Genomic DNA, 13,087 nt, shown 5'->3' on the forward strand with positions numbered 1-13,087 from the left:
GCTCCACCCGAACTAATCATCGAGGCGGGCCGCACCGAAGCCCAATACTTTCGCGATCTGTGGCGCTATCGCGAGTTGTTCTACTTTCTCGCCTGGCGCGATATTCTGGTGCGCTACAAGCAAACCGCGATCGGGGTGGCCTGGGCGCTGATTCGCCCGTTTTTGACCATGGTGGTGTTTACGGTGGTGTTTGGTCGCCTGGCCAACCTGCCCAGCGAGGGGGGTGCGCCATATCCCATTCTGGTGTTTTCGGCGATGCTGCCCTGGCAGTTTTTTGCCAATGCCCTCAGTGAGTGCAGCAACAGCCTGATCACCAATGCCAATTTGATCTCTAAGGTGTACTTCCCTCGGCTGGTAGTACCTACCAGCGCCGTCATCGTCAGCTTTGTGGACTTTCTAATCTCGGGCATTATTTTGCTGGGGCTGCTGGCCTGGTACCAGGAAATACCCTCGTGGCGGGTGGTGATGCTGCCTTTGTTTATTGCGATCGCCTTTGCAGCGGCTATGGGTGCTGGCCTATGGCTAGCCGCCCTCAACGTGCAGTACCGCGACTTTCGCTATGTGGTGCCGTTTTTGGTGCAGTTTGGCCTCTACATTTCGCCCGTGGGCTTTAGCAGTTCCATCATTCCCGATCGCTGGCGGCTGCTGTACTCGCTGAACCCCATGGTGGGGGTGATCGACGGCTTTCGCTGGGCGATTATTGGCGGCGACGTACAACTGTATTGGCCGGGCTTTTTGCTGTCGCTGCTGCTGGTGGTGGTGCTGCTGGTCACAGGCATTCTCTACTTCCGCCGTATGGAGCGCACCTTTGCCGATGTGATTTAGCCGGGGGGTGTAAGGGTGCGATCGCGTGAGAACTGATAAACTCTACTACCAAATTTTTCTCGCGCAGCCTGCCCTGCTGGCTGACCTGATTCCTGGTTTGCCTGCCGACTGCGCCTTTGAGTACGTCGCGCCGGTGGTCAAAGAGAGCGAATTTCGTCTGGACGGGCTGCTGATACCGCTCTCGGATGATCTGGCGGTGCCGGTCATTTTCCTGGAGGCGCAGATGCAGCCCGACAGCCGCTTCTACGGGCGCTACTTCGCGGAAACTTACCTGTATCTCTACCAGTACCAGGTCGATCGCCCCTGGCGCGGGCTGCTCATTCTTCAGTCGCGCCAGCAAAGGCTGGGTAGCGAAGCGCCCTATGCCGATCTGCTAGAGGATAAGGTGCAGCGCATCTACCTGCAAGACCTGCTGCACGAAACCCAGCTCCCCCCGGCCCTAGCTCTGCTCCAGCTGATTGTGCTGCCCAGTGCCGCTACGGCCCAGGCGGCGCGTAGCCTGCTGCGCACCGTCAAACCCCAGGGAGAAGAGGCTTTTCAGCAGATGCTCAATCTGGTGGAAGCTATACTAATCAATAGATTCCCGCAGTTGACCACTCAGGAGATTCTGGCGATGTTAGACATCAAAACGGCTGACATCCGGCAAACCCGTTTTTACCAAGAGGTCTTGGCCGAAGGCCGCGAGGAAGGCCGCGAGGAAGGCCGTGAGGAAGGCCGTGAGGAAGGCCGTGAGGAAGGCCGGAGAGAAGCTGAGACAACGCTTCTAATTCGGTTTTTAACCCGTTGTTTAGGGCCGTTGTCTGAGGCACAGGTAGATCATGTTCGGGCTTTGCCCCTGGCACAGCTCGATGGGCTATCGGAGGTTTTATTTGATTTAGCTGACCTGAGTGCTTTAGAGGTTTGGCTCCAGGCCCACCCAGTAGAGGGCGATGCTGCGACAGAGGCGGAGGCTTAAGCGGTCCGACAACGCCCCATCTCCGACGTTGAACCGTTGCCCTGGCCTACCAAAGCACTAGCGCAATGTGGGTATCTAAATGTGAGGAGGTGAGGTATTAACGACTTTCAGGGTTACATGCTGCTCAAGTTGGTTAGGTGCAATGTCCGAGTCTCTCTACGATACTGATTTCTACTCATGGACTCGCAAGCAGGCAGAGTTGCTGCGCGAGGGGAAGCTTAGCTTGCTCGATCGCGGTCACTTAATTGAGGAAATTGAGGACTTGGGCAACAGACACTACGACCAGCTCGAATCCCGCCTGGTGCAGTTGATGGCCCATCTGCTGAAGTGGCAGGTGCAGCACTGGCAGCGCTCCAATAGCTGGCGAGCGACCGTTCGAGTGCAGCAGCTGTCTTTGGGCAAGCTGTTGCGGCGTAACCCAGGCTTGAAACCTCGTGTTGACGAAGCGATGACAGAGGGCTGGGAGGAGGCTAGGTTACTGGCGATCGCAGAGACAGGATTGCCCGATGAACAATTTTTCGAGTGCTGCCCGTACACCTTTGAGCAGGTTATGGATGCAGACTTTTGGCCTTAGAGTGCGGACCGGGTAACTAAGTGTGAGGACGTGCAACTTTCATAAATTCGGGGGGCACAATGAGCACAATGGCGGATGCGCCAGCTAAGTGAACTGCCCCCGTTCCACTGCCCCTCATGTCTGATCCGGTTATTCAGTTCGAAAATCTCGGCAAAAAGTATGTTCTTGGCCAGCAGCAGCAGGGCAACTCCTGCTATGTGGCCCTGCGCGATGTGCTGAGCGATCGCGCTAAATCTTTGGGTCGTCGCCTGTGCCACTCCTTGTAACCTTTTAATCTTTATTAATACCTAGTAATGCCCCCCCCCTGGCTAAAGGTTTTGCCCCCAATCTTGCAACGGCAGCTAGTCAGCCCTATGGCTCAAAAGCTGGTGGGCAACACTAGCTGGATGTTTGTTGATAAAATTTTTCGGGCTGTTGGTGAGTTAACTATTGGCGTTTGGCTAGCTAGATATCTAGGTCCACAGCAATTTGGCAGCTTAAATTTTGCGATCGCATTTGTTGCTTTGTTCACACCTATTTATAGCCTGGGGCTAGATAAAATTGTTGTGCGCGACATTGTGCAACACCCCGAGCATACCGAAACAACTCTAGGTTCGGCTTTAGGGCTACGGTTGATCGCTGGGATGTTAGGTGCAACCGTTACAATCGGGTTAATCATGCGGCTCAGGCCCTCAGAGCCATTGCTGCAAGGGCTAGTAGGGCTAATGGCCCTAGGCATAGTTTTTCAGGTCTCAGATGTAGTCACGTTCTGGTTTCAATCTCAGATTCAGGCTAAGCGCGATATTGTCGCCCGCAGTTCGGCCTATGGGGCAACCAGCCTCGCCCGCGTTGGCTGTATTTTGAATCAGGCGTCGCTAATCACAATTGGCTTTACCTACGTACTCGAACCCGTGATTCGCGCTGTGGGTCTGTTCCTGGTCTATTGGAGGACGGAAGACATTACAAAAAGATGGCGGTTTAGCCTCAGGCGATCGGTAGAATTGCTGCACCATAGCTGGCCCCTAATATTGTCGGGGGTGGCCATCATGGTTTATATGCGCATCGATCAAGTTATGCTTGGCCAGCTTGCTAACGATGAAGCAGTGGGAGTTTACTCGGCGGCAGTCAGGCTATCTGAGGGCTGGTATTTTGTTCCGATCACCATAGCAAGCTCGGTTTTTCCGGCCATCGTAAAGCTTAAACATTCCGATGAGAGGGGTTACCAGCAGCAGCTACAAAAACTTTTTAGAGTTATTGTAGCGCTCTCGTACTGTGCAATTTTAGTTTTAACTTTATTCTCAAAACCCATTATAGCCACTCTATTTGGGGCAGATTATATTGACTCATCAAGAGTCCTGCTCATCCATGCTTGGTCAGGAGTTTTTGTCTCTCTGGGAACCGTGAGAAGCCTATGGATGGCTACAGAGAATCTCCTGGTTTTGTCATTCTTATTCACTTTGGTAGGGGCGATCTCAAATGTGTTGCTAAACTATTTCCTGATACCCAGATTTTCTGCAGTCGGTGCCAGCGCAGCAACTCTATTTTCATATTTTTTGTCGGCCTATGCACTAGGATTTTTGGTTCCATCAACCCGAAAGATGACATTTATAATGAGCAAGGCTATTTTCTTGAGATAGAACACCAGCATGAATTTTGCAAAGAATATTCTCAGAGATCTCATTCCCTATTCCGGCAGAAGAAAGCTTATTTCTGTGACTTCGTTGCTGTTTGGAGCCTATTCTCAACGCTCCTTTTCCCAAGAGGGCGAAGATCTGATTTTAAGAAGGTTGCTTGAAGGGAAAAGTCATGGATTTTATGTCGACATTGGAGCACATCATCCCAAGCTTTTTTCTAATACATATTTTTTCTATCGCCGAGGTTGGAGAGGCATAAATATAGATGCTGCTCCGGGCAGCATGAAACCTTTCAATTTTTTTAGGCCACGAGACATAAATGTAGAGTCGGCTATTTCTTCTAGAACAGAGCCGATTTGTTTCTCAATTTTTAATGAGCCAGCTCTTAATAGTTTTAATGCAAGCAACTTTCGAAGAGGTGACTCTAAATATATAGAGACTAAGAGGGTTGAACTTAGACCAAGAACTTTAAAGTCTATTCTTGACGAATATTTGCCAGACAGGCAAGTGATTGATTTTCTTTCAGTAGATGTAGAGGGAGAAGATCTAAATGTACTGAAGTCAAATGACTGGGGCAAATTTCGTCCTAGGCTTATAGCTGTAGAAGAGAGAGACTTCGATATTCAAGATCCAGGAAAATCAGAAATATTTACCTTCTTAAGAGCACAGGGATATATATTGAAAGCAAAAACCTTAAATACTCTGTTGTTTGTTCTAAGCAGTCTAGAGAAAACCAACTAGATGATTTTTGCCTCGTCCAGAGCTGCTGTTTTGCTCTTGATCTTTAATCGACTAGATACAACTAAGCAAGTGCTTGAGGCAATTCGTGCAGCTCGACCACCTCGTTTTTACATAGCCTGTGATGGGCCGAGAAATACCCATGCAGGTGAGGCCGAAACAGTTCAAGCTGTACAAGACCATGTAATTCACAACATCGACTGGAAATGTGAAATAAAAACCTTATTTAGAGATAAAAATTTGGGCTGCAAAACTGCGGTTGAAAGTGCCATAAATTGGTTCTTTAAACATGAAGTAATGGGGATCATTTTGGAAGACGACTGTTTGCCAAGCCCGTCTTTTTTCCCTTACTGCGAAGAGCTGCTGAGTCGATATCTTGACGATGAGCGTATCATGGCTATTTCTGGAGATAATTTTCAATTTGGCCATCAGCGCACTCAAGACAGCTACTACTTTTCACGCTATCCCCACTGTTGGGGCTGGGCCACCTGGCGGCGAGCTTGGCATCAGTACGACAAAGGTATGAAATTATGGCCAGAAATTCGTGACCAAAAATTACTCAATGACATCCTAGATAACCGCTGGGCATCTCGCTATTGGCAAAATAAGTTTGAAAAAACTTATGCGGGAAAAATTAATAGCTGGGCTTTCTGCTGGACTTTGGCTTGCTGGCTTCAGAGTGGGCTAACAATCTTGCCAAATGTTAATTTGGTCAGCAATTTGGGTTTTTCAGCAGGCGGTACGCACTTAAGCAATAGAAAAGATCACTTTGCCAATTTGCCGCGACAAACTATGGCTTTCCCACTTCAGCACCCTAGTTACATCGTGCGAAATCAAAAAGCTGATGACTTTACACAACGTACTATGTTTGGTCTCAGGGCGCGAGCCATTGGAAAAACGAAACGCCTTCTTGGATTTTAGCTATGACATCTAGAACGGTTTGCCCTATCTGTACTAAGACCAGTTACAGAAAGCTCCATACTCTAGACAATGGTGGGTTAATAGGCTGTAAAAACTGCGGCACGGTTCTGTTTGTGCCTCGTCCTACTATCGATGAGCTAGAGACTTTTTATAACGATCAAAAATACCGAGAAAACTTTGACACCAGCTCAATGGTGGGGACAGGATTTGCCCATCATCGCTATGAGTCACTATGTAATGTGTTGAAACAGTTTGATGTCCAGATTGCATCTAAGCCCAACCGCCGACTGCTAGATGTGGGCTGTGGCACAGGAGATTTTTTGCAAGTTGCTCAGCGCGATGGCTGGCAAGTAACGGGTACCGAATTATCGGCTACTGCGGCAGACAAGATTGCTAGTCGCCTTGGCATTCCTATCCTGACAGGAGAAATTACGTCTTTACAGTTACCAGAGGTAAACTATGACTTAATCACCAGTTACCATGTCATTGAGCATTTGATTGAGCCATTAGCAATGCTGAGGCGATTATATCAACTGGTCAGCAATGAAGGCGCTATCTTTTTAGAAACCCCAAATATAGATAGCTTAGGGGCGAGGTTGCGAGGGGCAAAATGGTCACATATTATTCCGCCTGAGCATATTACATATTTTCAGCCTAGGTCATTGCAATACGCCCTAAGGCAAGCTGGGTTTAAGCGCGTTTTTGTGTTCACCAGCGCTCCCCAAATGATTGAAAGCACACAGCATTTGCCTGTACCCTTACAGAGCGTAATCAAGGCTATCTACAATATTGCTCCTCGTCTAAATTTAGGTGCTGCTCTTCAATCGATCGCATTTAAAGACTAGCTAGGGCTGCTAATCACAATATTATCGTTCCAAGGTGCTTAACCATCGCTATGCATCTTCTCTACACCCTCACCGCCTATCCTCCATACATTGGCGGTGCCCAGCTTCACCAGCACCTGCTAGGTCAGCAGCTTCATGCGGCTCACTCCATCCAAGTTGCCACCTTTTGGAACCACAACCGTACAGACTGGCTGCTAGGCACCACGCTCAAAGCCTACCTCCACCCTTATAACTATGTCGTTGACGGCATTTCTGTGCATCGCCTGGCCTTTAGCTGGGCCGACAAGCTCCGTATGGCCCCCTGGCTGCCCCTGTATTACCCCTGGATGGCCGCTGCCCTGCCCCCCATTGCCCAAGTAATTGCCAAACCCATTGCCGCCCTGGCCCACACCAGCGACCTCATCCACAACGTCCGCATTGGCCGCGAAGGGTTAACTTATGCCTCGCTTCAAGTAGCGCGGCAGCGAGACATTCCCTTTGTGCTTACCCCCGTACACCACCCCCGCTGGGTAGGCTGGCGCTACCGCGAATACCTCAAGCTCTACCAGCAGGCCGACGCTGTAATCGCCCTAACCCAGGCCGAAGCCAAAATTTTGGCTGATCTAGGCGTAGCCCGCGATCGCATTCATGTCACCGGCCACGGCCCCGTGCTGGCCCCCCAGGCCGACCCCTCTGCCTTTCGCGCTGCCCACGGGCTAACGGGGCCAGTCGTCTTGTTCTTAGGCCAGCACTATCCCTACAAAGGCTACCGACAGGTACTCGAAGCTACCCTCGCCGTATGGGCTCAGCACCCCGATACCCACTTTGTGTTTGTCGGCCCTGCCGTAAAAACCTCCGAGGCTGTTTTTACCGAATTTGCCGACCCTCGCATTCACCGCCTGGGAGCCGTTTCTCGGCAAGACAAGACCAATGCCCTAGCCGCCTGCGACCTGCTCTGCGTGCCCTCCAGCCAAGAAAGCTTTGGCGGAGTCTATACCGAAGCCTGGAGCTTCAAAAAGCCGGTGATCGGCTGCAACATTCCGGCTGTTGCAGAGGTGGTGAGCGATGGGCAGGATGGTTATTTAGTTGAGCAGTCGGCGGCAGAAATTAGCGATCGCATCATCTATTTGCTCAGCCATGCCAATCAGCGCTTGTCCCTAGGTCAGGCCGGATATGACAAAGTTCAACAGCGCTATAGCTGGCCACACCTAGGGCAAAAAACGCTGGCCGTATATCAGGATCTACTAAGCTAGCCGCTGGCTCACTAAAGCCTTATGCTCTTCCATGAGCAGGGGTTGCCACCAGTCGCGGTGAGTGAGATACCAGGCCACCGTTTGACGCAGTCCGCTCTCTAGGGTCTCCTTAGGCACCCAGCCCAGCTCAGCCCGTATTTTGCTGGCGTCGATTGCATAGCGCCGGTCATGGCCCGGTCGATCTTTGACAAAGGTAATGAGCTGTTTGGCCGGTCTAGTCGGCAGGTCAGGAGCCAGCTCATCCATGAGACTGCAAAGCGTCTTCACCAAGTCCAGGTTTTTCACTTCGCTATTACCTCCGATCGCATAGGTCTGCCCCTCTTTACCCCGCTGAATCACCGCCTCTAGGGCACGGCAGTGGTCCCCCACGTAGAGCCAGTCGCGCACATTTTGGCCATCCCCATAAACCGGCAAGGGCTGGCCCAGCAAAATGTTGACGCACATTAGCGGAATCAGCTTTTCGGGATACTGGTAGGGGCCATAGTTGTTGGAGCTGTGGGTAATCAGGGTGGGCAGGCCGTAGGTGTGGTGGTAGGCCCGCACCAGGTGATCGCTACCGGCCTTAGACGCCGAGTAGGGGCTGTTGGGCGCGTAGGGCGTGGTTTCGCTAAAGGGTGGGTCGGTAGGGCCAAGGCTGCCAAACACTTCGTCCGTAGACACATGCAAAAAGCGAGCGGTTTGGCTCCCCTGCCAGTAGGTGCGAAAGGCTTCGAGTAGGGTAAAGGTGCCCTGAATATTGGTGCGAATGAAGGCCTCTGGCCCCAAAATCGAGCGATCGACATGGGATTCAGCGGCAAAGTGAGCAACGGTATCGATTGCCTCCGATTGCAGCAGTTGATCGACCAGGGCGCGATCGCAAATATCTCCCTGCACAAAGCGAAAGTTGGACTGCTGCTCTAACCCCGCCAGGTTTTGGAGGTTGCCCGCGTAGGTAAGCGCGTCGAGTACCACAATGCGATCGCTCGGATAGGTCTGGCTCCAATGGTGAACAAAATTGGAGCCAATAAACCCGGCACCGCCGGTAATTAGCAACCGGCGCGGTCGAGTTGAGGTCGAATCCGCAAACGAGGGCAGCATCGGGGCAAACTCCTAGGTGCTACAAGATGGTGAATAGACAGGTATGGCCGTGGCTCGCATCGACATTTGGAACTAACCCTTCAGGAGCGGTCTTGGATTGGGAAGGGAACCTACCTGGCCATAGCGGTGTCCTGTAGCCTGGCTCAGTCGGGTTATCGGTCTTTGACCAGCATGACGGTATGCCTTAGTTCTGGCTGTGCTAATCTGGCTCAATTATTTTGGCCTCGGTGCGACCTTCCTCTCTTCCTGGAGATGTCATTGATGATGAAACATCCATCGGCCCTTGGGGTTGCTCTCTTGATTTTGGTGGCAGTTACCGCCGCAGTGGGGCCTTCCTCCGCTAACGGCAATCAATCTTTTGGGGGCAACTATACGGCTCTCAGCACCATTTTGGCTAAGGCCAGCGCTAAAGATGTGATGGATTCTTACCAGCGTCAGACCAATACCATCACCCTCGATCGCGCCAATTTAGACGAACCCCACCTGCTGTCGGTGAGCGTGCCCGGTGGCGCGTCGCTCCAGGGCTATATCGAAATCGATGACCATACCCGCGTGCCCCTGGGCACCAGTTCAGAATTTATCGATGTCAGCCCCTACCTGAGCGAGTCGATTACCCAGGTCACTATTGTGGGCAGCTATTCGCCCGCCTCGGCCTCGGTGGCGATCGCCTTCAACGGCCCCGGTACTGTGGTACAGCAGCAGACCGGTGGCACTGGGCGAATCAGCTATCAACTCAACTTGTTGGTGCAGTAGGAGAGGGGGTTTTGGGTGTAGGGTTTTGGGTTTCAGGAACAGATATTGGCGGGTGCTGTAGGGGACTAGTCGAACCCGGCAGCCGGGTGCTGCTGCGCGGCTAGGTAGGCCTGGTAGCCCTGGTGGCGGTTCCAGGTGATGGCCCCATCGCGCTCGGTGCAGAAGACCTGAATGTTCTGCTGTTTGAGCTGGGCTTCGGTGGCAGGGTCGATGGTGGGGCCAGAGGCGATCGCTACCTCAGGGTTAATGGCCGCGATCGCCTCTGCACTCAGCGCTTCGCCATGCCACCACAGCACCTCGCTTTGCAGACCGGGATGGGCTTGAATCCAGGGCATCTGCTGGGCTGGGGTGAGGTTGGGCAGCAGTAGCCAGTGGCGATTCAGCAGATCTAGCTGTAGCCCCCGCGCCCCGGCTTGTAAGTACTGCACCCGCTGGCGGCTCACCGGCTGAATTTGGCCCGCCGTCAGCGAGTGGAACTGCTTGACCGCAGGGGCGGCGGCCAGAGCTGAACTGGCTCCATAAAAATTGTGAATGGGGGCTTTAGCCGCAATGGTGCGCCAGTTTTCGCCGTCGCTGTCGTCGCCGTGAATGGCGCTAGTCAGTTGGTTAATACCTGCCTGGCGCAGAAAGGGCACCACGGTGTAGAAGGCCGTTCTGTCGGTGCCGCTGTTGACCACCAGGGGCGATCGCCCGTCTTGCACCACCATGACGGCATCGCTACCGGCTGCCAGCACCGTGACTTGCGATCGCGTTGCCCCTTGGTACAGTAGCGGCCCCAGGGCCAGCAGCCCAATCAGCAGGGCCACCAGCCCCCGTCGCTTTACAGTTCCCCAGCCCCAGCAGCAGTAGAGACCGTACAGCCCAAACATTTGCACCAGCGAAATGTGGCCCGTGGCCAGAGCGCTGCCAGGCAGGCTCACCTCCCACTTCACCAGGGCAATCAGCAGGTGGGTGGGCAGCCACAGCGGCCAGGCGACCAGAGCACCCAGCGCTGGCCACACCGCCGCCACTAGGCCGCTGACCATACCGCCCAGGCTAATCACCATCACCAGGGGCGTCGTCACCATGTTGAGCAGAATGCTGTAGGTGGTGAGGGTGTTGAAATAAAATAGAGAAAGTGGCACTGTCCACAGGTAGGCGGCCAGGGGTACCGCTGCCACCGCTCCCAGCGTGGTCGGCAGCCACTCCAGCTTTTCTGTAATGGGTTTGACCGCTACCATCAGTCCCAGGGTCGCCATCACGCTGAGGCGAAAACCAATGTCGTCAATCCAGTCTGGGTGCAGCAGCAGCAGCAGCGTTACCGCCACCAGCAGGCCGCCCAGAGGCTTAATGCTGCGCTCTAGGGCAATGCCCACCAGCACCCCAAAGCCCATAACTGTAGCCCGCATAACGCTGGGCTGCCCGCCAGTAATCAGCATGTAAACCACTAGGGTCACACTGCCAGCGATGAATTTGGCGCGACCTGGGTTCGCCAGCCGGGTTGAAATGGCCCGGTGCCCCAGCACCGCGAGCACGACTCCCAGCACCAGCGATACGTGAAACCCACTAGCGGCCAGGGTATGCGCCATACCCGCCTGCATAAACGCATCCTGAATGTCGTAGGGTACGGCTACCGCCTTGCGGCCCAGGGCCATGGCGCTGACCAGCGGCCCAGCTGGGATCCCCAACCGGGCCTCGTGGGCGCGAGCAATACGCTGTCGGACTCGCCACAGCGCCCACCGGGGCGGTGACTGACTTTGGCCAGGGATGACGTTTTCGCCTGTGAACCCGGCAAAGCAGCGCTGGCTGGCCAGGTACTGGCGAAAGTCAAAGGCGTTGGGGTTTTTGGCCTGCGCAGGTTCGTAGAGCTTGCCCTGCACCTGCACCCGCTGCCCTGGAAACAGACCGTCAATTTGCTCGGCGGGCACGGTGACGTAAAGCCTGCCCTGGGTAATGCCAGGGGCGCTGAGGGGCTGATTTTGGGCATCGAGCCGCCGCACCTGGTCGGTCTTAAGCCAGATCTGTCCCCGACCACTGCGAGAGAGGCGCGGCAGTTCTTGCACCTGGCCCCACACGATTTGCTGCGCTCCGGCGGCTTCGCCCTGGGCCAGCAGACGGCTGATGTCGAGCACCCCAGGAGCAGGGTACCGCAGGCCATAGTTGAGGGTAGCCAACAGCGCGATCGCCCCCACAACCAGCCACTGGGTGGCCGTTGGCCCCTTATACCAACGCGACGGCAGCACCAGGGCAGCCAGCCCTGCCGCCGCTAGCGCCCCCATTCCGGCGACCGTTACCCCCAGCCAGGGGCTTAGCCCCAGATGACGCACGATAAGACTGACCCCGAGCAGCCCCGCACAGTACGCGATCGCCCCTAGCAAACCCACCCAATTATGCATATATTTTTGTTGCACCCGATAGGCTTAGAAAGCCCGATTGGGGGCTCAAAATCACTGCGATCGCGGCGTTCCGGTCAGCCAACTTCAGCTAGATCAATCGTTTTCTGTCGCTAAGGGAAGGCTTTGCTCGCTACATTTCGTACTTTTTAGTTGCCAACGTTTGAGAAATCAGTAGTATTAATCAGTGCTACATCCAGGAGATGATGACTATGACGCCATTGCCCTCCGGTCTATCCACCAGGCCTGAGAGTTTTGCCCCCTCAGGTGAGTCGCACGTGCGCCTGCAGCGGGCGATCGAGAGCCTCGCCCTCAACCTGGATGACGAACTGCACCGCTATCGCCAAAATCGCGCTGGCCAGGGTGCTACCGTGCCAGCGCCAGCCCGGCTACAGCTGCGCTCAAACCGTAAGCCCATCGATTTGATTGCGCTTAAAACTGCCGCCCCAGCGGCAGCAGAGGCTTCGCCACCGGCTAACGCTCGCCTTCAAGATCTGCTAGGGCAGGCACCAATGCCCCCCAGCCAGACCTACCCGCCTAGCGCTGTCAATCAGGTACGGCTGAGCCACGGCGGCACTCTGACCACCTATCGCCCCTCCCCCGAAGACTATCTAGAAAGCACCGAAGCCTTGCTAGGCAGTCGGCCCAGTCGCACCCAGCCCCCGCAGGAGGATGAAGATCCCCCTTCTCTCATGCGTCAGCTCACCTCTCCTTTGGGCATGGGTGCCCTGCTGCTGCTGCTCGTCGGTAGCGCTAGCTTTGGCTATTTGGTGACCTCGCCCCAGGCCATCAGTCACCTCAGCGACAATCCCATCACCCGCCGTCTCAAAGGCACTCCCGCCGACGATGCGGCCCCAGCGGACTTGGCCAGCCAGGGAGAGGCAGGCTTTAAACCCCTCGGCCCCGACCTGTCAGAGCAAGAGTTTGGCTCCATTGGCCTGAGCGACATCAGCACCCTGCCTTCGGCCAACTCGCCTACCCCCATCCAAAACGTGCCAGCGCAAACCCAACTCGGCGAAGCCTCGGCCGCTGAGGGCGATCGCACTGCTGAGGCTACTCCCTCAACCCCTCGCCCTGGCGTACTGACCCCCGCTGGTGGCAGACCCAGTTCACCCAGGTCACCCAATTCACCCGTAGTGCGCGCCGACATTGTGACGGCCCCCCGCGCCGCCGTGACCACTC

12 protein-coding genes and 1 pseudogene are annotated in these 13,087 nt (G+C 54.6%); 11 read left to right on the top strand and 2 right to left on the bottom strand.

What is annotated here, in order from left to right:
• The 9 genes from IQ273_RS22080 to IQ273_RS22120 form a co-directional block, all read left to right on the top strand.
• Positions 1 to 825, top strand: an 825-nt coding sequence (locus IQ273_RS22080; protein WP_228053575.1) for an ABC transporter permease, incomplete at its 5' end; no start/stop codon positions are given.
• Between the two features lie 25 nt (positions 826 to 850).
• A complete protein-coding gene (locus IQ273_RS34935) occupies positions 851 to 1,780 on the top strand; it encodes a DUF2887 domain-containing protein (RefSeq protein ID WP_194025324.1) in 930 nt (309 codons plus the stop codon).
• A gap of 142 nt (positions 1,781 to 1,922) precedes the next feature.
• A complete protein-coding gene (locus tag IQ273_RS22090; protein WP_194025325.1) occupies positions 1,923 to 2,354 on the top strand; it encodes a DUF29 domain-containing protein in 432 nt (143 codons plus the stop codon).
• 116 nt (positions 2,355 to 2,470) lie between these two features.
• Positions 2,471 to 2,620, top strand: coding sequence for a hypothetical protein (locus tag IQ273_RS22095; protein ID WP_194025326.1), 150 nt, complete (start codon positions 2,471 to 2,473; stop codon positions 2,618 to 2,620).
• Positions 2,621 to 2,707: 87 nt separating this feature from the next.
• Positions 2,708 to 3,970, top strand: coding sequence for a flippase (locus IQ273_RS22100; RefSeq protein ID WP_194025327.1), 1,263 nt, complete (start codon positions 2,708 to 2,710; stop codon positions 3,968 to 3,970).
• A 9-nt stretch (positions 3,971 to 3,979) separates the two neighbouring features.
• Positions 3,980 to 4,708 (top strand): FkbM family methyltransferase, encoded by a 729-nt coding sequence (locus tag IQ273_RS22105; protein ID WP_228053582.1) that lies wholly within the window; start codon positions 3,980 to 3,982, stop codon positions 4,706 to 4,708.
• On the top strand, positions 4,709 to 5,626 hold the full coding sequence (locus IQ273_RS22110) for a glycosyltransferase family 2 protein (protein WP_194025328.1): 918 nt from the start codon (positions 4,709 to 4,711) through the stop codon (positions 5,624 to 5,626).
• 113 nt (positions 5,627 to 5,739) lie between these two features.
• The gene (locus IQ273_RS22115; RefSeq protein WP_313898197.1) at positions 5,740 to 6,471 is read left to right on the top strand and encodes a class I SAM-dependent methyltransferase; all 732 of its coding nucleotides are present in this window, start codon (positions 5,740 to 5,742) and stop codon (positions 6,469 to 6,471) included.
• A gap of 50 nt (positions 6,472 to 6,521) precedes the next feature.
• On the top strand, positions 6,522 to 7,703 hold the full coding sequence (locus IQ273_RS22120; RefSeq protein WP_194025330.1) for a glycosyltransferase family 4 protein: 1,182 nt from the start codon (positions 6,522 to 6,524) through the stop codon (positions 7,701 to 7,703).
• Here IQ273_RS22120 and rfbB read toward each other — a convergent pair.
• A complete protein-coding gene (gene rfbB, locus IQ273_RS22125) occupies positions 7,695 to 8,780 on the bottom strand; it encodes a dTDP-glucose 4,6-dehydratase (protein WP_194025331.1) in 1,086 nt (361 codons plus the stop codon). The genes IQ273_RS22120 and rfbB overlap by 9 nt on opposite strands.
• Positions 8,781 to 9,041: 261 nt before the next feature.
• Here rfbB and IQ273_RS22130 point away from each other — a divergent pair, with 261 nt between their 5' ends.
• Positions 9,042 to 9,533: a hypothetical protein gene (locus tag IQ273_RS22130; protein ID WP_194025332.1), complete on the top strand. Its 492-nt coding sequence runs from the start codon at positions 9,042 to 9,044 to the stop codon at positions 9,531 to 9,533.
• 65 nt (positions 9,534 to 9,598) lie between these two features.
• Here the strand turns inward: IQ273_RS22130 and IQ273_RS22135 are convergent, their stop codons facing one another.
• Positions 9,599 to 11,908: a ComEC/Rec2 family competence protein gene (locus tag IQ273_RS22135; protein WP_194025333.1), complete on the bottom strand. Its 2,310-nt coding sequence runs from the start codon at positions 11,906 to 11,908 to the stop codon at positions 9,599 to 9,601.
• A 209-nt stretch (positions 11,909 to 12,117) separates the two neighbouring features.
• Here IQ273_RS22135 and IQ273_RS22140 point away from each other — a divergent pair.
• Positions 12,118 to 13,087, top strand: a pseudogene (locus tag IQ273_RS22140) (hypothetical protein); the annotation flags it as partial.

Origin of the sequence: Nodosilinea sp. LEGE 07298 (genome assembly GCF_015207265.1) — a bacterium.
Classification (GTDB): domain Bacteria; phylum Cyanobacteriota; class Cyanobacteriia; order Phormidesmidales; family Phormidesmidaceae; genus Nodosilinea.

Excerpts from the sequence above, each read along its gene's own strand:
- IQ273_RS22120 (WP_194025330.1), top strand. The coding sequence starts at position 6,522 with ATGCATCTTCTCTACACCCTCACCGCCTATCCTCCATACATTGGCGGT.
- IQ273_RS22095 (WP_194025326.1), top strand. The coding sequence starts at position 2,471 with ATGTCTGATCCGGTTATTCAGTTCGAAAATCTCGGCAAAAAGTATGTT.
- IQ273_RS22135 (WP_194025333.1), bottom strand. The coding sequence starts at position 11,908 with ATGCATAATTGGGTGGGTTTGCTAGGGGCGATCGCGTACTGTGCGGGG.
- IQ273_RS22090 (WP_194025325.1), top strand. The coding sequence starts at position 1,923 with ATGTCCGAGTCTCTCTACGATACTGATTTCTACTCATGGACTCGCAAG.
- IQ273_RS22110 (WP_194025328.1), top strand. The coding sequence starts at position 4,709 with ATGATTTTTGCCTCGTCCAGAGCTGCTGTTTTGCTCTTGATCTTTAAT.
- IQ273_RS22130 (WP_194025332.1), top strand. The coding sequence starts at position 9,042 with ATGATGAAACATCCATCGGCCCTTGGGGTTGCTCTCTTGATTTTGGTG.
- IQ273_RS22105 (WP_228053582.1), top strand. The coding sequence starts at position 3,980 with ATGAATTTTGCAAAGAATATTCTCAGAGATCTCATTCCCTATTCCGGC.
- rfbB (WP_194025331.1), bottom strand. The coding sequence starts at position 8,780 with ATGCTGCCCTCGTTTGCGGATTCGACCTCAACTCGACCGCGCCGGTTG.
- IQ273_RS22100 (WP_194025327.1), top strand. The coding sequence starts at position 2,708 with ATGGCTCAAAAGCTGGTGGGCAACACTAGCTGGATGTTTGTTGATAAA.